Genomic DNA, 20,103 nt, shown 5'->3' on the forward strand with positions numbered 1-20,103 from the left:
GCTCAGGGCCGTGGCTTGAACGGCCAATCCATCGCGAACGAGCGCATGTCTTCCAGCGCCTTGGTCACCTGCAGCACGCCGAGATCGTCGAAGCGGTGCCCGATCACCTGGACGCCGATCGGCAGATGGCGGGAATCGAATGCCATGCAGACGGTGGAGGCGGGCTGGCAGGTCTGGTTGAACATGGCGGTGAACAAGGTGTGCGCGAGCGGCATCTCACGCGACACGCCGGGCTCCTCGGCCGGGAAATTCACCACCGGCAGCGTCGGGGCGATGACATAGTCCCAGCCCACGAAGGCCGCGAGCAGCGCCGCCTTCATCTTGGCGATCTGGCCCAGCGACCGGTAGAGGTCGGCGCCCGAATGTTTCGCCCCGCCGAGGCACCATGCGCGAACGTAGGGATTGATGTCGCGTGCGGTGTCGCCATGCGGCGGCAGCGATGCATATTCGAGATAGCCGCGCACCTGGAGGAACAGGTCGATCGGCGCGTAGGCGTCGTCGATGAGCGGAGAGGTGAACGGCTCGACGGTCGCGCCGGCGCTGGCAAGCAGCTTTCCGGCGGCTTCGACTGCGCTGCGAACCGCAGGCTCTGCCTTCATGCCGAAGCCCATGTCGGTGAGGAGGCCGATCTTCAGTCCCTTCACGTCGCGCTTCAGATGCTCCTGATAGCGCACGCCATCGGCGGGCAGGCTCCAGGTGTCGCGCTCGTCCTGCCGCGTCAGCACGGTCAGGAGGCGCGCGATATCATCCACGCTGCGGCCCATCGGGCCTGCCATGCGCATAGTGTCGGCCGGCAAATGCGGCACACGGCCATGGGTGGGCTTCAGTCCGGCCAGTCCGCAATGGGCGGCCGGAAGGCGGACCGAGCCCGCGATATCGGTGCCGACGGAAACATAGCCGGCGCCGGCGGCGACGGAGGCGCCCGCGCCGGCCGACGAGCCGCCGGTGTTCCATGCGAGCCCCCAGGGGTTGCGGGTAACGCCGTGCAGAGAGCTGATGCCCGACGCCATCAGGCCGCAATCCGGCATCGTGGTCTTGGCAAAGATCACCGCGCCGGCCTCGCGAAGCGCAATCGCCGGTGGCGAATCATAGTTTGTGGGCGGCAGCGCGCGGTTGGCGCCGATGCCGTGAAAATAGGGCCAGCCGATCATGGCGACGCTGTCCTTGACCGTCATGGGGACGCCGTCGAGCGGACCCAGCGCGGCTCCCGCCTTCCATCGGGCTTCCGAGCCTTGCGCGCTTGCCATGGCTTGCTCCGGACGGAAGCAGAACAGGGCATTGATCGCGGGATTGATCGCCTCGGCATGGCCGAGCACGGTTCGCAGCACCTCCACCGGCGACAATGCGCGCGATGCGTAGGCCTCCGTCAGCCCCGCAAGGCTCATCCCGATCAGTTCCGCAGCAGACATCTTGGCCTCGACAAATCGCGTTCTGGATCAGTGTCCGGATAGCGAAAGTAACCCCCGTTGGGGTAGTGCCGCTGCCGCAAGGGCACGATTTGGTGGAGTGCGAGGCATCCCCTTTGCATCTGTCTTGATCGAATTTGTCTTGATCGAATTTGTCATCAAACCGGGAGGCCCGCGACCAGCGGGCCGAACGACACCCGCGAGAGATCAGGCGTCGTCATGAGCCAATCTGGAACGCAAGCCGCCACGGTCCGGAGCTACATCGCCGGGCTCCCGGGATGGGGGACGGGCGATATCGTGATTGAGCCAGCCATTCCGGTCCTCGCCTCGCCAAGCTGGCGCGGGGTCGATGGCTCGCCCTGGCGTGCCACCAGGACCGGAAGCGGCGAAAGCATCTTCATCAAGAGCATGGATGTGGATGCCAAGCTCTATATCGACGTTGCCTGCGCCTTCGAGGCGGCCCGGCGCGCATCCGATCTCGGCATCGGTCCCAAGGTGCTTGCGGCGGACCCGGACGCGGGACTTCTGGTCATGGAGGACCTCAACCGGGGCTGGCGGGTCGGCACCTTGGAGCGGATGCTGGAGCCGAAGATCGTCGACGCGGTCATCGCGGCGCGGCGTTTGTTCCAGACAGGGACTCCACTGCCGCGGCGCGTGGGAGTGTTCGACGAGATCGAGCACTTCTACGAGGCGGCGAAGGCGGCGAAGGCGCAATTGCCCTCGGATGCGGAATGGCTGGTCAAGGAGCTGCGCTTTGCGGCCGATGCCTTCCGGAACCTCGACATCAAGCCGGTGCCGATCCATGGCGACGGCAATGTCTCGAACATCCTGATCAGCGACACCGGCGAGGTTCGCCTGATCGATTGGGACCGCGCCACAACGGCCGACCCGCTGGAGGATCTCGGCAGCTTCCTCGTCGAAGCCTTCGCGCAGGAGCCGGAGGCGCGCGACGCCTTCAGCCGCAACGTCGGCGGATTCGACGAGCGCGCATTCAGCCGCGCCCGCATCTACGGCGTGGCGGATGATCTGCGCTGGGGCCTGATCGGCGCCGTACTCGCCGCGCGGTCGGCGCGTAACACCTTTGAGTTCTACAAGTTCGCCTGCTGGCGCTTCGTGCGTTGCCGCATGACGGTCCGGGAGGCGCGCTTTGGCGAGATGCTTCGGAGGATCGCATGACTGTCCGCAGGAAGCTCGGCGAGGGAGCGACAGTCCATGAGCGCAATGTCGAGGCGGCGATCGCCCGCGTGCCACAATGGCACGGCAAGGGGGCGGCCTATACCCCGCTGGTCGGCGGCCTCATGAATCAGAACTGGCTGGTCGAGATATCCGGCGATGGACGGCGCTACTTCATCAAGGTGCCCGGCGAGGGCTCGGAGATGTTTATCGATCGCGTGACCGCCAACGAGGCTGCGCGCAATGCCCACGCCATGGGCGTTGCGCCCGAGGTGATCTTTTTCGACGCCGCGGACGGGCTCGAGATCAGCGAGTTCCTCGAGGGCTATCGCGCCTGCACCAATGCCGATTTCGGCGATGCCGCCATCCAGGCCGACGTTCTCGATCTTTACCGCCGCCTGCATGCCGGCCCGAAGCTCGGCCAGACCAAGACCATCTTCGACATGATCGAGGAACATATCGAGCAGGCCAGGGAGCTCGGCGCGCATTTCCCGCAGGACATGTCATGGCTGATGCATCGCTACAATCAGGCAAAGTCGGCGTTCCTGGCGTCGGGTCTCGATCTCGTGCCGTGCTTCAACGATCCGATGCCAGGCAATTTCCTGATCTCTGCGGAATCAGGCGCCCCAAAGCCGATGAAGCTGATCGACTACGAGTTCGCATCCAACAACGAACGCAGCTATGAGCTGGGCGTCCTGTTCGCCGAGATGTTCTTCGACGAGCATCTGACGGAGGCCCTGATCGAGCAATATCTGGGCGAGGTGCGGCCGCAGATGGTCGCGCGCGTCATCCTCAACCGGGCGCTCGCCGACATGAAATGGGCGTCATGGGCGGTCGTGAATCGGAAGCTCAAGGACTGGGACTTCGACTATCAGAAGTACGGGGTCTGGAAATACATGCGCGCCCGTGACGTGATGTACGATCCCCGCTGGGATGGCTGGTTGCGGCTCGTCTGAGCCGCGCTGCAGGACGGCTTCCGCAGTTATTGATTGAGGATCGTGAGCGCCTGCTCGAGCAGGCTGTTGTTCGCGGCCGCGATGACCCGGCCATCGGAGTCCGGCGACAGCGGTCGCCCCTGCCAGTCGCGAACGACGCCGCCGGCGCCCTCGACCACCGGAATCAGCGCCATGAAGTCGAACGCCTTGAGGGAGGTTTCGACCACGAGATCGCAGTGGCCGGATGCAAGCAGACCATATTGGTAGCAGTCGCCGCCAAATCGCCGGAACATGGCTTTCTGGCTCAGCGCGTCGTAGCGGGCCCAGTCGCCCGGCGTGAAGAAGTCCGGCGATGACGTGTAGATCTGCGCGTCTTCCAGTCGCGTCGTGCGGCTTACTTTTGCCTGCTTGCCGTTGAAGGTGGTGCCTTGCCGGGTGCCGTACCACCGCTCCGCCAGCGCGGGCATATCGATCATGCCGGCGGCGACCGAGCCGTCTTTCTCGTCGGCGAGCGCGACGAGCGTGCCGAACAGCGGCATGCCGGAGATGAAGCTCTTGGTTCCGTCGATCGGATCGAGATACCAGGTGTAGCGGTCCCCGGCAGTCGATCCCATCTCCTCGCCGAGGATGCCGTGATCGGGGAAGCGCGCGCCGATCAGTCGCCGCAGCTCCATCTCGATCGCACGATCGGCGATGGTGACCGGCGTCAGGTCCTGCTTGCGTTCGAAATCGACGCTGGAGCGGAAGTGCGTCACGGCGATCCTGCCGGCGACGTTGGCAAGTTCGTTGAAGAACGAAGCGAGCTCGCTTGCGGATAACCTGTCTTGAATGTCGTCCAATGATCGCTCCGGGCGGGAGGCGCGCCTACGTCGCGAGACGCTCGACGCCTTGCGTAGGGATGGGGCGCTACGCCGTCTCGTGGACCGGCTGCTTGTCGATCTCCCAATAACGGGAGCCGTATCCGTTGCGCGGCGCCACCCGGGCAGCAGGGCTCTTCGGCTGCGGCGAGCGCGCGCTCGCGGCCGGCTGCGGCGCCGCCACCGGCGCCTGGCGAACGTCGCGCGGCGCCACCTTGAAGTGCCGGCTGAAGCAGCGCGAGAAATGCGACACGTTCTTGAAGCCGACCTCGTAGGCGACCTCCGAGACGGTCCGCCGGCCCTTCGGGTCGGCGACCAGGATTTCATACGCCCGCTGCAGCCGCTTGGTCTGGACGAACTGGCTGACGGTGGTCTCGTTGTCGTTGAACAGGCTGTAGAGATAGCTGAGCGAGATGCGGCTCGAAGCCGCGATCTTCTTTGGCGAGAGCGACTGGTCGCCGAGATGGCTCTCGATGAAGTCGACGATGCGGCGGCGCAGGTGATAGCGCGCGTTGCGTACATCGGTTGCCGCGCCGCGATCCTCCGATCCGATCGTCAGCGCGACGAAGCTGATCATTTCGGTCGCGAGCGCCTGGGGGTTCGGCGGCGGCGAGGCGACGAACAGCTCGGCCACGCTGCGGATCATGCCCGCGAGCAGGTGCGTCATCTGTTCGTTCGGCTTGAAGCGCCGGCTGATGTGATCTTCAACCGAGACCAGCCGGCCGCGCAGCTCGGCGGCCGGAATGCGCAGCATCAGGAAGCGCGCGGTCTTGTCGGACGACAACTCGTAGAAGGCGAGCTCGCTGAGCAGGACATATTCGCCGGGACGGGCGATCCCGATGCGGCTGTCCTGGCTGAATGCGACGCATCCGGTCAGGGGAAACACCAGCACATAGGCGGCATCGTGGATGCAGGCGACGCGCTCCCAGTTACGGGCAAAGGCGTGATCCGGCCCGATCAGCTCGAGATCGAGGCGTCCGATCCGGGTCCGCCAATCCTGCGTGGGACCAGGGCCCTTCTCATTGCCGGCGTGAAGGCCGGTGTGGTCCTCGCGGGAAGCAACAGATGTCAGGCGTGCCATGGCTGGGCCTTTCTCAGAGTTGCGCAACGATGATCTCCGTTCCGGCCGCACGGAGAGCGGTTGCCAGTGCTCCCTCTGGTTGCCGATCGGTAACCAGACGATCGATATCAGTCCAATGTGCGAAGACGGTAAGCGCACGCTGGTCGAACTTGCTGTGATCGGCCACCAGAATGGCCTCCGCGGCGCGCTTGGCCATCGCGCCATAGATGGCGCCGGCCTCGTCGTCGGCATCGTTCGCACCGCGCGCGCTGATGCCGGTTGCGCTCACGATGGCGCGGTTGGCCTCATAGCTGTTGATGTTCGCGATCGTCTGCGTGCCGAACACATAGCCTTCGTTGGGGTGATAGCGGCCGGGACAGCAGAGCACGCGGATCGACGGATTGACGGCCAGCGCCGCCGCGATCGCGTAATCATGGGTGATCACGGTGATATCGTGCGCGCGCGAAGCCAGCCGTCTTGCAATGTGAAACGTGGTCGCGCCGGCGCCGAGCATCAGCACCTCGTTCGGCAGGATGAGGTCGGCGATCACCGCGGCCATCGCCTCGCGCTCGGCGATCATGATCGCCTTGCGATCGGTCAGCGCCGGCTCGAGCGCGAAGGGACGGGACGCCCCGCCATAGGTGCGGTTGATGAGCTTCTGCTCCTGAAGCTCCATCAGATCGCGCCGGATGGTCTCGCCGGACACGCCGAGCACGGCGGCGAGCTCGGAAGCCCGCAGCGTCGGCGCGGCGGTGAGTTGCGAGATGATGTGCTTGTGGCGCGCGAGCTTCGAGAGGCGGTCGCCGTCGGCCTTTCGTGGCCGCTTGTCGGCCGCAGCAGGGGCGTCACTCGTCATTCCGCTGTCTCTCCGGCTGCAAACCTCTCCAGCGTCCGCGTCATGATCGTTCCCCAAGCGATGTTGTGAGTCCACACCAATCATGTGGCATATTCCCCATTTTTTGGGCGCCGCGCTGCCTATGCTTTTCGCAAAGGGATCGCGTCGATCGCATAAGATACTGAAACATATGGAATATATTTTTGGAATCGGGGCGCATGCCTGACGTTCTGATGTCTTGTGCCTGCAAGCCGCTTTTCAATTGTGGGAATTCGCACATGGATCCAAGGTCGTAGCGGAACGGCTGGGGCATGATCGCTGCAGAGGACGGCTTTGGTCCGCGCAGGCCGCGGGCCAAAGGGAAGGCGGGCGATGCAGCAGGAAAAAGAGATTCTGGCGTTGAACGCCTTCGATCAGAGCCGGGTGTCGTCAATCGACCCAGATCTCGGTGAGGCGGTGCAACGGCGCCTGCGTTCGTTCGGAAAGGCCTCGGTGCTGTTCTATCAGGAGCCGATCCGGATGGCGCGCGCCGAAGGCGTCTATATGTTCGACGTCGATGGCCGGCGCTATCTTGACCTCTACAACAACGTCCCGTCGGTCGGACATTCGCATCCGCGCGTCGTCGAAGCGATCAGCCGTCAGGCCGGCCTGCTCAGCACGCACACACGCTATCTCAACGATGTCGTCGATGGCTACGCCGAGCGTCTGCTGGCGACGTTTCCGCGCGGGATCGATCATCTGGTGCTGACGTGCACCGGCAGCGAGGCGAATGACCTTGCGCTGCGGGTTGCGAAAGTGGCAACCGGGCGGACGGGCTTCATCGTCACGGAGACCGCCTATCACGGCAACAGCGCCGCCGTGACCGATGTCTCGCCGTCCTCGCGTCCCGGTCAGCTGCTGCCGCCCCACGTGCGGGCCGTTCCGGCACCAGAGATGTACCGCAATCCCGTCGGCGATCCTGGCCAGCGCTTCGCCGACAGCGTTGCCGCAGCGATCACCGATCTCGAGCGAAGCGGCTTCGGCTTTGCCGCGCTGCTGGTGGACACGATCTTTTCGAGCGACGGCATCTATGCCGACCCTGCCGGCTTCCTGGCGCCCACCGTGAAGCTCGTCCACGAACGTCAGGGACTGTTCATCGCCGACGAGGTGCAGCCAGGCTTCGGACGAACCGGGGCGGCGATGTGGGGCTTCGCGCGTCATCGCGTCGTCCCCGACATCGTCACGATGGGCAAGCCCATGGGCAACGGCTTTCCGATGGGTGGCGTTGCCATGCGCGCCGCGCTGCTCGATCGCTTTGCCGCGGAGGTGAAATACTTCAATACGTTCGGTGGCAACCCGGTGGCCGCGGCCGCAGGCCTTGCCGTGCTCGAGGTCATCGCGGAAGAGAGCCTGCTGCAGAATGCGCGCGAGGCCGGACGTCATCTGTTGGATGGATTGCGCGAGATCGGCAATCGCCACGTGACGATCGGAGACGTTCGCGGCGCCGGCCTGTTCATCGGGCTCGAGCTGGTGCGCGACCGCGACAGCAAGGAGCCCGCTGCCGAGCTCGCGAGCCTGCTGATCAACCGCCTGCGCCAGCGCGGCATCCTGGTCGGTGCAGCGGGTCCGTTCGGCAGTACGCTCAAGATTCGTCCGCCGCTGTGCTTCGGCAAGGACCACGCCGACATGTTCATCACCGCTTGCGACGAGGAGTTGCGCGCGATCGCCGCGTCGTGACGCGATCGCCGATAGCTCGCGATGCCACGGAAGCCGAAGATTTGAAGATCATGGATGCAAGAAGCGTAAGAACCGCCGCCGAGGCCAAGGCTCTTGTCGAGCAGCGGGACCTGTCCCACGTCAAGCTCGGCATCGTCGATCTCGACGGCGTCATTCGCGGAAAATATCTCGCGCGCGACAAGTTCGTCGGTGCGCTGGAGGCCGGCTTCAGCTTCTGCGACATCGTGTTCGGCTGGGACTCCAACGACCAGATGTACGACAATGGTGCGTTCACCGGCTGGCATACGGCCTTTCCCGACGCGACCGCGCGCATCGATCCTTCGACCTGCCGCAATGTGTCGACCGAAGGGAACATGCTGTTCTTCCTCGGCGAGTTCGAGGGCACCGCGGCTGCGCTGTGTCCGCGCCGGCTGCTGCGCCGCGTCATCGATCGCGCCGAGGGAATGGGGTTTTCGCCGTCCGTGGCCGCAGAGTTCGAGTTCTTCGTATTCGACGAGACGCCGCACAGCGTGCGCGAGAAGGGCTTTCGCGGCCTGAGGAATCTCACGCCGGGCTGGTTCGGCTATTCCATGCTACGCGCCTCCGTCGAGTCCGAATTTCATCGCTCGCTGCTCAAGCTCTGCAACGAGATGGACATGCCGGTCGAAGGCCTGCACACCGAGACCGGACCCGGCGTGCTGGAGGCCGCAATCCAATACACCGATGCGCTTGCCGCCGCCGACCGCGCAGTCCTGTTCAAGACCTTCTCCAAGGTCTGGGCCGAGCGTCAGGGCAAGATGCTCACCTTCATGGCCAAATGGTCGAACGCCTATCCCGGACAATCCGGGCATCTGCATCTGTCGCTGCGCGACCGGGACGGCAAGCCGGTGTTTTACCAGGGCGGCAGGCCCGGCGACATGTCCGACATCATGCGCTGGTTCGTCGGCGGCCAGCAGGCGCTGCTTCCGGAGCTGCTCGCGATGGTCGCCTCGACCGTGAACAGCTACTCGCGCCTGATCCCCGGCTTCTGGGCGCCGACCGACGCGACCTGGGGAATCGAAAACCGCACCTGCGCGCTGCGCGTGATTCCCGGCAAGCCGTCGAGCCAGCGCGTCGAGTACCGCGTCGCTGCCGCCGACATCAATCCGTATCTGGCGATCGCGGCTGCGCTCGGGTCGGGCCTCTGGGGAATCGAGCACCGGATCGAACCGGACGAACCGATCACCGGCAATGCCTATGAGCGCAAGCATCCGCCGGAGCGCGCGTTTCCGCGCACGCTGTCGGAAGCGGCCGATCGGCTGGTCGCCTCCCAGGCGGCGCGCAACCTGTTCGGCGACGTCTTCGTCGATCACTACGCGATGACGCGGCAGTGGGAGGAGCGCGAGTTCCGCAAGGCCATCACCGACTGGGAGCTCGCACGCTACTTCGAGATCATCTGAGACCGACCCTCCTTCGAAAACGAGTGACATCACGTGAACGATATCGTCTGCATTTCGCCGGTCGACGGCAGCGAGGTTGCCCGGCGGCCGGTCGCAACGGGTGCCGAGGTCGCAGCGGCTCTCGCGCAGGCGCGGAAGGCGCAGCAGGAATGGTCGAGGGTGCCGCTCGCCGAGCGCAAGGCCATGATGCTCGCGTTCCTGCACGAGATGCGGGCGCAGAACGACGAGATCGTTCCGGAGCTCGCGATGCAGATGGGCCGGCCGGTGCGCTATGGCGGCGAACTGCGCAGCCTGGAGGAGCGGGTCCGCGCGCTGGTCGAGCTCAGCGATGAGGCGCTGGCGCCGGTCGTGCCGACCGAGCGCCCCGGCTTCCGCCGCATGATCAAGCGTGTCCCTGCGGGCATCGTGCTGGTGATCGCGCCCTGGAACTATCCCTATCTCACGGCGGCCAACACCATCGTGCCGGCGCTGCTGGCCGGTAACGCCGTGATTCTGAAGCACGCCGCGCAGACACTGCTGGTCGGCGAGCGCTTCCAGGCGGCACTGGACCGGGTCGGCCTGCCCGAGGGGTTGTTCAGGACGCTCACGCTCGACCATGTCGTGACCAGGGAGCTGATCGCATCGCGCTCGGTCGACCATGTGACCTTCACCGGCTCGGTCGCCGGCGGCCGGGCGGTCGAGCGAGCGGCCGCCGGGACATTCATCAGCCTTGGGCTGGAGCTCGGCGGCAAGGATCCGGCCTATGTGCGGCCGGATGCCGATTTCGATTTCGCGGTCGAGCAGCTCGTGGACGGCGCGTTCTACAATTCCGGCCAGTGTTGCTGCGGCATCGAGCGGGTTTACGTGCATGAGCGGATCTATGACTCCTTTGTGGAGGCCTTTGCCGGCCTGACCGCGCGCTACCGGCTCGGCAACCCGCTGTCGCAGGACACGACGCTCGGGCCGATGGCGGCGACGCGCTTTGCCGATACCGTCCGCGCCCATATCGGCGAGGCCGTGGCAAAGGGCGCGCGGCCTCTGATCGATCCGGCCCGCTTCCCGGCGGACAAGATCGGTACAGCCTATCTGATGCCTCAGGTCCTGGTCGGCGTCGATCACTCCATGCAGCTGATGATGGAGGAGAGCTTCGGGCCCGCGGTCGGCCTCATGAAGGTCGCCTCGGATCAGGAGGCGGTTGCCTTGATGAACGACAGTCCGTATGGCCTGACCGCATCGGTCTGGACCGAGGACGCTGCCGCAGCCGAACGCATCGGCGACGGCATCGCGACAGGTACCGTGTTCATGAACCGCTGCGATTATGTCGATCCCGCTTTGGCGTGGACCGGCGTCAAGGACACCGGACGTGGTGTCGGCATGTCGCGCCTCGGCTTCGAGGCGCTCACCCGCCCCAAATCATTCCACCTTCGCATCGAGCACTGAGAGCAGCACATGGACGTTCAGATCACCGGCGCCTGGAATTTTCCGACGCGCGTCGTCACCGGCGCGGGCCGCATTGCCGAGCTTCCCGAGGCGTGCCGGACCAACGGCCTCAGCAGGCCATTGCTGGTGACCGATCAGGGGCTTGCCAAGACCGACCTTATCGCCGGCATCGTCAACCGCGTGCGCGAGGCGGGCATTCCGCTCGCCGTGTTTTCCGACGTGAAGACCAATCCGACCGAAGCGAACCTGACCGCTGGCGTCGAAGCCTTCAAAGCCGGCGGCCATGACGGCGTGATTGCGGTGGGCGGAGGTTCAGCGCTGGACGTCGGCAAATGCGTGGCGTTCATGGTGGCGCAGTCGCGGCCGGTCTGGGATTTTGAGGACATCGGCGACTGGTGGACGCGCGCCAACACGACCGGCATCGCGCCGATCATTGCGGTGCCGACCACGGCTGGCACGGGGTCCGAGGTCGGCCGCGCCGGCGTGATCACCCGTGAGGATACCCATGAGAAGAAGATCATCTTCCACCCCATGATGATGCCCAGGATCGCAATCGAGGATCCCGAGCTCGCGGTCGGTCTCTCGCCGTTTCTCACCATGGCAACCGGCATGGATGCGCTGTCGCACTGCTTCGAGGCCTACTGCGTCAAGGCGTTTCACCCGCTCGCCGATGGCGTCGCGCTGGAGGGGATGAAGATCGTCGATAGCTATCTGCCGCGCGCGGTCAAGAACGGTCGCGACCTCGAAGCCCGCGCCTACATGTTCGCCGCGGCCTCAATGGGAGCCACCGCATTCCAGAAGGGGTTGGGGGCGATCCACTCGGTATCCCATCCGGTCGGAGCCCGGTACGATACGCATCACGGGCTGACCAATGCTGTAGTCTTCCCTTACGTCCTGGTCTGCAACAAGGCTGCGATCGCCGACAAGATTCCGCACATTGCCCGCGCGCTCAACCTGCCGGGCCAAGACTTCGATGCCGTGCTGTCCTGGCTGCTGGCCTTCCGCAAGAGGCTCGGCGTGCCGCATACGCTTGCCGAGCTCGGCGTCAAGGAGGCCGATGCCGGAACGATCGCGGCCGATGCCGTCAAGGATCCGACGGCGGGTGCCAATCCGCGGCCGTTGACCGAGCCCGAGTTCAAGCAGCTCACGCTGGCCGCCATTCGAGGCGATCTTGGAAGCTGAGCCGTGCTGAGGCTGCTCGTTCTCGAGGGCAACACGCTGGCCGGCCGGCGACGGATCGCCGAGGCCGCGGGCGCAATGCCTGCGGAGAGCTATGCGGCGGTCCTGCGGTCGCTCGCACCTCGCGTCGTCGTCGACATCGCGGCGCCGGCGGATGCGAACTTCGCGCTGCCGCAGCCGCTCGAATCTTACCACGGCATCGCGATCACGGGATCGGCCCTCAATATCTACCAGCGGGAGGTCGAGACGCTGCGGCAGATCGACCTCGTGCGCGAGATCTTCGTTCGTGGCGTGCCGATGTTCGGCTCGTGCTGGGGCCTGCAGCTCGCGACGGTCGCGGCCGGTGGCGAGGTCGGTCTCAACCCGGCCGGACGCGAGGTCGGATTCGCGCGCAGGATCACGCTGACGCCTGAAGGCCGCGCGCACGCCATGCATGTTGGTCGTGCGGCGGTGTTCGATGCGCCGGCCATCCACAGCGATATCGTCACCCGCCTTCCGCAGTCCGCAACTGTCACCGCCTGGAATGCCATGAGCGAGGTTCAGGCGGCGGAGATCCGTTTTGGTCGCGGGCTATTTTGGGGCGTGCAATATCATCCCGAATATCGCCTGCACGATGTCGCGGCCGTCATCCGGCGCTATGGGCAGCTCCTGGTTGACGAGGGGTTCTTTGCCGATCTGGACGCGCTCGCGAAATATGCGGCCGATCTCTCGGCGCTCGACGCGGACGAGCGGCGAGGCGATCTCGCTTGGAAATTCGCACTTCACCGCGACATTCTGAGCCATGATTGCCGGCAGACCGAGCTGAGGAACTGGATCGCATCGCTGGAGCAGACGTGACCGCATTGCATGACTTCATCGCGCGCTTTGCCAGGATCGGTGCGACCGACGACGGCGGCGTATGCCGGTTGGCCGGAACGGCGCTCGACAAGGAGGCGAGGGACCTCTTCCTGCGCGAGATCGTCGATCGCGGCCTTGTTCCGAGGATCGATGCGATCGGCAATCTGTTCGGCGTGGCGATGCTGGCGCCGGGGTCCACCGAAATTGTCATGACCGGCTCGCATCTCGATTCCCAGCCGACGGGAGGACGGTATGACGGGGCCTTCGGCGTGCTCGCCGGGATCCTCGCGGTCGCTGCAGTCAGGGAGCGTTGCCGTGCCAATCCCGGGGCGGCGCGGCGCAACCTCGCCGTCGTAAATTGGACCAATGAGGAGGGCGCCCGTTTCCAGCCCAGCCTAACGGGCAGCTCGGTTTTCGCCGGCGCCCTGAGCTTGCAGGATGCATACGCATGCAGCGACGCAGAGGGCGTCACCCTGGGCGAGGCGCTGTCCGCGATCGGCTATTGCGGGACGACGCCGCTCGAACACGATCCGGTGCGTTATGTCGAGCTGCATGTGGAGCAGGGCGATCGCCTGGAGCAGGCGGCTGCCGACATTGCCGCAGTGTCCGGCGCATGGATGACGCGCAAGATATCGGTGATGTTCGAAGGCGACTACTCGCACACGGGACCGATGCCGATGGCGCTCCGCCGCGACGCCCTGCGCGCAGCGGCCCGGGCGATCGAGGCGCTCTACCAGGAGGTCGCGAGCGAGAACGCGGGCGCCCATGCCTCCGCGGCGCGCATTAGCGTTTACCCCAACTCGCCGAATGTCGTGGCGGGCCGTGTTCGGGTCTGGTTCGAGATCCGGCATGAGGCCGAAGCCGTGGTCTCGGCGATCAGCGACCGCTTTCTGAAGCGAATCGAGTGTGAGTCGGGCGAGATTGGCATTGGTCTCTCGATCGCTGCCGACGAGAGGCGAGCGGGGACTGTGCTCGATCCCGGCGGCGTGGCACTGGTTCTTTCTGCCGCCGCGGATCTCGGTTTCAAGGCCATGACGTTCAAGACCATCACCGGCCACGACGCGCTGGCGATTCAGAAATCTGTTCCGTCCTCGTTGATCTTCGTCCCGAGCCAGGGCGGGCTCAGCCACAATCCGCGCGAGTTCACGGCGCCAGCGGCCCTCGACAAGGGCTACGCCGTGCTGACCGAGGTGCTGTGGAGAATGGTCACCGCGACGGCGTAAGGCGTTTCGGGTGCGATGATCCCGTGGGCGAGCAAGAAACACCATCCTCGACGGGCCAAATCGAAGAGATGCCTGGCACCAAAGCGTGCAATCGCTCGTCGGACAAGATCTCGCGAGTTTGGCTCTTGAGGCCTTTCGCGTAAGGTAGCCCCAACGATTTAAGCGATAGAGTCCCAACTCGAGTTGCTAAAGATTGGCGCAAGGAGATTGTCGCGCGTGACTTCTTCAAGCCTCCGCGTCCTTGCGCGAATGACATATTTAAAGTTGAAATCGACCTCAGTTGGAAAATCCTTTGCAGCAACTTTCAAAAAAATGCCCAAAAGCGGATCGCGAATGGCGCCCGCGCTGAGCGACCAGTTCAACAGGACTTCAATCGCAAAAATCTGCTCTATTGTCTTAGCGGCACTCTTAGCGGGCCCGGCAGGACTCGAACTGCAACCAGACCGTTATGAGCGGCAGAGTAGCGATCAGCTTCGTCGCCTTTTGCCTCGCATTCGGTCGCTTCTGCTCGCGCTTGTTACGTATTGACGATGTCGCTCCCGCTTTGGTCGCCAGCCAGCGATCAGTCAAAACGTCTCGGTAACCTTGCTCAGGCGAGGGGGACGATCCGGGTCAAGTCCGCGCGCGCATGCCGCCTGCTCGATCATCCGGTAGGCCGGAACGAGCATGGTGATCGGGTCGGTGGCGGGGTCATCCTCGACCAACCAAGGCAGCGAGCCATGCGGTCCGCCGCAGACATGCAGCGCGATCTTTTGCTCAAGCAATTCCTCTGCCAGTGCGTCCACCGTGGCCGCCGTTTCATCCATGACACGCATCATGACAACTGGCGTGCGCGACGATAACGCGGCACGTGGCCCATGCTGCAACTCGGCGGCGCTCAGTCCGATGGAGGGCAGGCGCATGATTTCCGAAAGCTTGAGCGCGATCTCCCGCGCCGAGCCCAGGGCTAGGCCCCGAGCCGCTACAAACACAGCTGATGCCTTGACGAGATCATCGGCAATCTCCGACCAGTCGAGCGCCAGCGCGCGGTGCAGGCGCTCGGGCAGCCGGTCGAGGGCCGACCGCAGCGCACGATCTTGCGCCAGTTCGGCAACCAGCCCGGCACTGGCGGCCATCGAGCCGATCACGGTCTTCGTCGCCGCTACGGAGTGTTCTTGGCCGGCTTCGATGGGAACGACGAATTCGGCTTCGTCAGCCACCGGCGACGACGTCGCATTGACGATGGCAATCGTGCGTGCGCCCGAGACTCGTGCCGACCTGGTCGCTGCGACGAGATCCGGGCTGCGCCCGGATTGCGAGATCACGATGAATAGCGCATCGCGCAGCATCAAGGGTGTGCGAAATGCCGTGATCACCGAGGGAGCACTTGCTGAAACGGGAAGGCGAAGCCGCGTCTCGACAAGATATCTCAAGAAAACCCCGGCATGCCCGGAGCTTCCCCGACCACACACGACGCACAAAGGGGCGGAGTCAATCCCAATCCGTTGTGCGATGTCGCGCGTGGCGGGTCGGCTGCGAACAATGTTAGCGACAACATCCGCGCTTTCCCCGATTTCGCTCGCCATCGCGGATGTCGTCACGGCTCAACCACTCCGCCTCGGCCGCGTCCCGCCGCTCCCTTTGGGAGTCGGTCACGATGCGAGTCACGATTCTTGGCGAGCTCGACAAACACTTGCCGAAGGTTGCCGTCACAGTTCTTCAGGACGGTCTCCGCATCAACCCTGTCGACACCGAGCGCCAGAAGGACTGCAATCTTGATGTCTCCCTCGGCCTGCTCGAGCGAGCGTGCCGCGTGCGACGGATCGCAGCGCGCAATTTGCGCCACCATGGCTTCGGCGCGCCGCTTCAGCTTGGCATTGGTCGGCGGCATGTTCACCATCATGCCGCGATATACCCGGCCAAGGCGCAGCATGATCCCTGAGGAGATCAGGTTAAGCACGACCTTCTGCGCGGTGCCGGCCTTCATCCTCGTGGACCCGGCGATCAGCTCTCGGCCGGTCTCGATCAGGATCGGAAACTTTGCCGATACCAGCAATGCGGTGCCGGGATTGTTGGCGACACCAATCGTTACTGCATCGAAAGACCCTGCCTGCTGCAGCGCCGCGACCGTGAACGGTGTTGTGCCGCTGGCGGCTACCGCAATCACCACGTCGTGCGGCGTGAGCCGTGCGGCGCTGATCTGCGTGACTGCATCATCGACATCGTCCTCCGCGCCCTCGATGCTGGTGACGAACGCGCTGTCACCGCCGGCAACGACGAAGCGGACGCGCTCGCGGGGCCAAGCGAAGGTCGGCGTCAGCTCGGCGCCGTCCTGGACCGCCACGCGGCCTGACGTGCCGGCGCCGACATATACAATGCGACCGCGGTCGCCCAGCACCGTCTTGGCCGCTTCGGCTGCCGCAGTGATCGCGGGAAGGGCATGGCCAATCGCGGCGACCGCCGCAAGCTGGCCCTCCCACATCGCTTCCATCGCTGACGTCAGCGACCATGCATCAAGGTCGGCAAATCTGGGATCGACTTCTTCGGTGGCCATATTGGTGATCCAAGCACCATCAAACGCGGAACTTCGAAGCCTGTTCATGGTCAGTTTCTCTCTTGGGCGGATCCAGCTTGGGCAGGTCGAGCCGCCTTCGCGCCACAAGCAGCGCGCCGGCCGCTGCGTCGGCGTCAGGACGCCTCAGGCGGGCGCGCAGATCCGGCGTTAGCCAGGGCGTAATCGCATCCGCGAGCCCGCCCACCAGCGCGAGCCGGTCAATTCCTTTAGCCAGGAACAGATCAAGCAGATCGCCAATGGCATCGGCCGCGCGTTCGACAATGCGACGGCCGACCGGATCGCCCTGATTGGCGTGCCGCATCACGATCGGCGCGAACGCGGCGTAGTCAGTGGCTCTGGCTTCTTCAGACCACGCCACGGCCTGATAAGGATCTTGATCGAATGCGCCCAGCACCTCTGCAAGCAATGGTGTCAGCTCGCCGCGGCGATCCGCGGCCCGCAGCGCCAGTCGAACGACCTGCAGGCCAATGTCGGCGCCGCTGCCTTCGTCCGAAACTGGGAAGCCGTAACCGGCAATACGGATCTCGCGGCCTCCAATCAGGCCGACACCCACCGAGCCCGTGCCGGCCACCACGATGGCCCCGTCCGCGCCGCTATGGGCGCCGAGACAGGCAGCTAGGCCATCGCTGATGAAGATAACGGACGCAAAGGGATGCGGGATCTGTTTGAGCGCCGCTTCCGCGCCCCGGCGACCAATACCGGCGAGGCCAATTCCGGCGCGCATCCGCGCGAAATCCTCGTGCGTAAGTTCGGACTGTGCGGCCGCCGCTTCGGTGGCCTCCATGATGGACCGCCAGGCCTTGTCGAAGCCAATCCGGGTCGTGGCAGGCCCCGAGCTCGCTTCACCGAGTACCCTGCCGTTTTCGTCCTCGATCCGGGCGCGGCAGCGGGTTCCGCCCCCATCGATGCCGAGATAGGTGGTACCTTTTGTTTCCATGAGAAGTTAACGCGAGGATTTAGCTCCGGGTCCTCGAAGCCCGTTGTCTACATATATAAGGACCTCTACAGCGCGGGACTCGCCTCACGAGTCCGTGATTGCCATTCTCGGATCAGCACTTATGGGCCAAGCTGGGTCTTCCGTGGTTCTCTCGATTGCTGCGCAGCACATCTTTGATGGTGCCGACATGCGCGGGCCGGGGTTGGTCAGGATCTCGCGGGGCCGGATCGAAGGCATCACCGAGGAGGCGCGCGCCTCGATCCACCTTCCCCGAGACGCGATCCTTGCGCCCGGATTCGTCGATGTTCAGGTGAACGGAGGCGGCGGCGTTCTTCTCAACGACCAGCCAACGGAGGCCGGCGTTCGCCGCATCGTCGAGGCGCACCGCAAGGCCGGCACCACGGGCTGTTTGCCAACCCTCATCACCGATCGAAGCGAGATCATCGAGCGATTGGCTGTAGCAGCTCAGGCGTGCCTCGAAATTCCTGGCGTGCTCGGCTTTCATCTGGAAGGTCCGGCCCTCAACAGGTCTCGCAAGGGCATTCATCCGGAAGCCGAGATACGCGTGCCCGATCGGCGCGATCTCGCCGCCATCAAAAGCTTCGGGGACCGCGGTCGCTCCATGGTGACCTTAGCCCCGGAATGCGTGCCCGCGTCCATGATCGATGAATTGATCGGCGCCGGATTGCGTATCGCGGCCGGCCACAGCGACGCCACCGCAGCCGAAATCGGGCAGGCGGTCGATCGCGGTGTCTCGGGAGTGACCCATCTGTTCAATGCCATGTCGCAGTTGAACGCCCGAGAGCCGGGCTTGGTGGGCGCCGCGCTGGGAGATGACCGGTTGTTTGCAGGGATCATCTGCGACGGCATCCACGTTGACCGCGCCGGCTTGCGTGTTGCCTTGCGCTGCAAGGGACGCGATCGATTGATGCTGGTTACCGATGCCATGCCATTGGCGGGCACGAACGACCGGCAATTCCTGCTCCAGGGAAGGGAGATCACGTTGCACGACAATCGCCTGACTGACCGGGATGGCACGCTCGCGGGCGCTCACCTCACCATGATCGAGGCGGTGCGCAACGCTGTTGCGCTCATCGGAATCTCCCTTGCCGATGCTCTTATCATGGCTTCCCGGACGCCCGCGGCATTTCTGGGCCTTGGGTCCGAGCTTGGACGGATCGCGCCCGGATACCGCGCGGATCTTGTCGCCTTTAATCCGAACTTTGAGGTCGTCGGCACATGGATAGGCGGTGTCGGTTCGATGGGCGAGGCGAACAAGGCTTCCGAGCGAGGTTAGATGCGCAACCAGCCCATCGTCGTGCAGAAATATGGTGGCGTCTGCCTTGAAACGCCGGCGAAGATTCGCGCGGTTGCGCGCAGTCTCGCCGACCTGTACGGCCGCGGTCATCGTGTCGTGGCGATCGTCTCCGCCATGGGCAAGACCACCGACCAGTTGATCCAGATGGCTCATCAGGTCAGCTCGACTCCCAACCGCCGCGAGCTCGATATGCTGCTGACGACTGGTGAACGCATCAGCATGTCCCTGATGAGCATGGCGCTTTCCGATCTCGGCGTGCCAGCGATCAGCTTCACTGGCAGCCAGGCTGGCGTGATGACCGACGACTCCCATTCCTCCGCACGCATTCTGGATGTGCGGCCCATTCGCGTGCTTGAGGAACTTGATCGCGGACGCGTTGTCGTGTTGGCAGGATTTCAGGGCGTGAACCCGGCGACCAGGGAAATCACCACGCTCGGCCGTGGCGGCAGCGACACCACTGCCGTCGCGATGGCCGCTGCGCTGAAAGCCGAACGCTGTGAAATCATCAAGGACGTCGACGGAATTTGTTCGGCCGATCCGCGCATCGTGCCGACTGCGAGGTCTCTGCGGCACGTAGACTTCGCATCCCTGTCGGAGATGTGCTTCTGGGGTGCAAGAATCCTGCATTTTCGCAGCGTAGAGCTGGCGCAAAGTCAGGATGTGCCTCTGGTCCTCAAGCAGTGGGGTGGCGTCGAGCACAGCACGCAAGTGATGAAAGAGGTTTCAGGCATGGAAAACGGGAAAGTCTTGGCCGTCAACTCGATAGGTCGCATTGAGCATGTGGAAATCGATTCCGGGGATCTCAATCAAGGTTTCGAGAAATTCGCGCAGCATCTCAAGCAAAACAGTCTGGTCTGGCCGCAGCTCCTTGCATCGCACTTCGCCGCAGGAAAAACCAGCATGACCGTGGCGTGCGATACGGAGTGGCTCGACGCCCTGTTGCGCACGCTGGACCACGCTAAGGATCTGCGCAAGCAGCGCGAGGCTTCAAGCTCGGTGAGTCTCACCTGCTTCGGTGGTGTCTCGTCGGAATTGCCGTTCAGGGCGTTGCAGGTTCTCGGACATCACGGGATTGTCCCCGACAACTACGTGTTGTCGCCGCATTCGGTCAGTTTGTTTGTCCCTGTGGAGAAGCGGGAGGCCGCGGTCGAGGCGTTGCATTCGCTTGTTCAGCAAACATAGCTTCGAGAAGTCAAGGACCGCTTTCGCTATCTGGGAGACTTGATTCCGTTAGGC

Annotated in this window: 18 protein-coding genes; 10 read left to right on the top strand and 8 right to left on the bottom strand. The window is 64.4% G+C overall.

The window, feature by feature from the left end; translation table 11 throughout:
• Positions 1–2 precede the first annotated feature (2 nt).
• Positions 3–1,409, bottom strand: a complete 1,407-nt coding sequence (locus XH93_RS12130) for an amidase (protein WP_194473677.1) — start codon at positions 1,407–1,409, stop codon at positions 3–5.
• A gap of 294 nt (positions 1,410–1,703) precedes the next feature.
• Here XH93_RS12130 and XH93_RS12135 point away from each other — a divergent pair, with 294 nt between their 5' ends.
• The gene (locus tag XH93_RS12135) at positions 1,704–2,582 is read left to right on the top strand and encodes a phosphotransferase family protein (protein WP_194473678.1); all 879 of its coding nucleotides are present in this window, start codon (positions 1,704–1,706) and stop codon (positions 2,580–2,582) included.
• Positions 2,579–3,535, top strand: a complete 957-nt coding sequence (locus tag XH93_RS12140) for a choline/ethanolamine kinase family protein (RefSeq protein WP_139487268.1) — start codon at positions 2,579–2,581, stop codon at positions 3,533–3,535. The genes XH93_RS12135 and XH93_RS12140 overlap by 4 nt, the downstream gene beginning before the upstream one ends.
• Positions 3,536–3,561: 26 nt before the next feature.
• On the opposite strand, the gene XH93_RS12145 is transcribed toward XH93_RS12140, so the two are convergent.
• The 3 genes from XH93_RS12145 to XH93_RS12155 form a co-directional block, all read right to left on the bottom strand.
• A complete protein-coding gene (locus XH93_RS12145) occupies positions 3,562–4,353 on the bottom strand; it encodes an inositol monophosphatase family protein (RefSeq protein WP_194473679.1) in 792 nt (263 codons plus the stop codon).
• Between the two features lie 67 nt (positions 4,354–4,420).
• On the bottom strand, positions 4,421–5,452 hold the full coding sequence (locus XH93_RS12150) for a helix-turn-helix domain-containing protein (RefSeq protein WP_139487270.1): 1,032 nt from the start codon (positions 5,450–5,452) through the stop codon (positions 4,421–4,423).
• Between the two features lie 13 nt (positions 5,453–5,465).
• The gene (locus tag XH93_RS12155; protein WP_139487271.1) at positions 5,466–6,287 is read right to left on the bottom strand and encodes a DeoR/GlpR family DNA-binding transcription regulator; all 822 of its coding nucleotides are present in this window, start codon (positions 6,285–6,287) and stop codon (positions 5,466–5,468) included.
• A 351-nt stretch (positions 6,288–6,638) separates the two neighbouring features.
• On the opposite strand from XH93_RS12155, the gene XH93_RS12160 reads away from it, so the two are divergent.
• From XH93_RS12160 to XH93_RS12185, 6 genes are read left to right on the top strand one after another with little or no spacing between them, the layout of a single operon-like run.
• A complete protein-coding gene (locus XH93_RS12160) occupies positions 6,639–7,982 on the top strand; it encodes an aspartate aminotransferase family protein (RefSeq protein WP_194473680.1) in 1,344 nt (447 codons plus the stop codon).
• Positions 7,983–8,032: 50 nt separating this feature from the next.
• Complete coding sequence (locus XH93_RS12165; protein WP_194473681.1) at positions 8,033–9,400, top strand: glutamine synthetase family protein; 1,368 nt, start codon at positions 8,033–8,035, stop codon at positions 9,398–9,400.
• Positions 9,401–9,433: 33 nt separating this feature from the next.
• Entirely contained in the window at positions 9,434–10,819 is a 1,386-nt protein-coding gene (locus tag XH93_RS12170; RefSeq protein ID WP_194473682.1) for an aldehyde dehydrogenase family protein, read from the top strand.
• A gap of 9 nt (positions 10,820–10,828) precedes the next feature.
• On the top strand, positions 10,829–12,001 hold the full coding sequence (locus XH93_RS12175) for an iron-containing alcohol dehydrogenase (protein WP_194473683.1): 1,173 nt from the start codon (positions 10,829–10,831) through the stop codon (positions 11,999–12,001).
• A 3-nt stretch (positions 12,002–12,004) separates the two neighbouring features.
• A complete protein-coding gene (locus XH93_RS12180) occupies positions 12,005–12,835 on the top strand; it encodes a type 1 glutamine amidotransferase (RefSeq protein ID WP_194473684.1) in 831 nt (276 codons plus the stop codon).
• Complete coding sequence (locus XH93_RS12185; protein ID WP_194473685.1) at positions 12,832–14,058, top strand: Zn-dependent hydrolase; 1,227 nt, start codon at positions 12,832–12,834, stop codon at positions 14,056–14,058. Before XH93_RS12180 ends, XH93_RS12185 begins: the two co-directional genes overlap by 4 nt.
• Positions 14,059–14,216: 158 nt before the next feature.
• Here the strand turns inward: XH93_RS12185 and XH93_RS12190 are convergent, their stop codons facing one another.
• The 4 genes from XH93_RS12190 to XH93_RS12205 all read right to left on the bottom strand — a co-directional run bounded on the left by XH93_RS12190 (position 14,217) and on the right by XH93_RS12205 (position 17,549).
• On the bottom strand, positions 14,217–14,420 hold the full coding sequence (locus XH93_RS12190) for a hypothetical protein (RefSeq protein ID WP_194473686.1): 204 nt from the start codon (positions 14,418–14,420) through the stop codon (positions 14,217–14,219).
• 204 nt (positions 14,421–14,624) lie between these two features.
• Positions 14,625–15,470 carry an SIS domain-containing protein gene (locus tag XH93_RS12195; protein WP_246799595.1) on the bottom strand — a complete coding sequence of 282 codons (846 nt, stop codon included), beginning with the start codon at positions 15,468–15,470 and terminating at the stop codon, positions 14,625–14,627.
• A gap of 164 nt (positions 15,471–15,634) precedes the next feature.
• Positions 15,635–16,591, bottom strand: a complete 957-nt coding sequence (locus tag XH93_RS12200) for an N-acetylmuramic acid 6-phosphate etherase (protein ID WP_194475118.1) — start codon at positions 16,589–16,591, stop codon at positions 15,635–15,637.
• Between the two features lie 19 nt (positions 16,592–16,610).
• Complete coding sequence (locus XH93_RS12205) at positions 16,611–17,549, bottom strand: BadF/BadG/BcrA/BcrD ATPase family protein (RefSeq protein WP_194473688.1); 939 nt, start codon at positions 17,547–17,549, stop codon at positions 16,611–16,613.
• Between the two features lie 121 nt (positions 17,550–17,670).
• Here XH93_RS12205 and nagA point away from each other — a divergent pair, with 121 nt between their 5' ends.
• Positions 17,671–18,846, top strand: coding sequence for an N-acetylglucosamine-6-phosphate deacetylase (gene nagA, locus XH93_RS12210; protein WP_194475119.1), 1,176 nt, complete (start codon positions 17,671–17,673; stop codon positions 18,844–18,846).
• Positions 18,847–20,049, top strand: a complete 1,203-nt coding sequence (locus XH93_RS12215; protein WP_194473689.1) for an aspartate kinase — start codon at positions 18,847–18,849, stop codon at positions 20,047–20,049.
• Positions 20,050–20,103 lie beyond the last annotated feature (54 nt).

It is taken from the genome of Bradyrhizobium sp. CCBAU 51753, assembly GCF_015291565.1.
In the GTDB taxonomy this organism is placed as follows: Bacteria; Pseudomonadota; Alphaproteobacteria; order Rhizobiales; family Xanthobacteraceae; genus Bradyrhizobium; species Bradyrhizobium ivorense.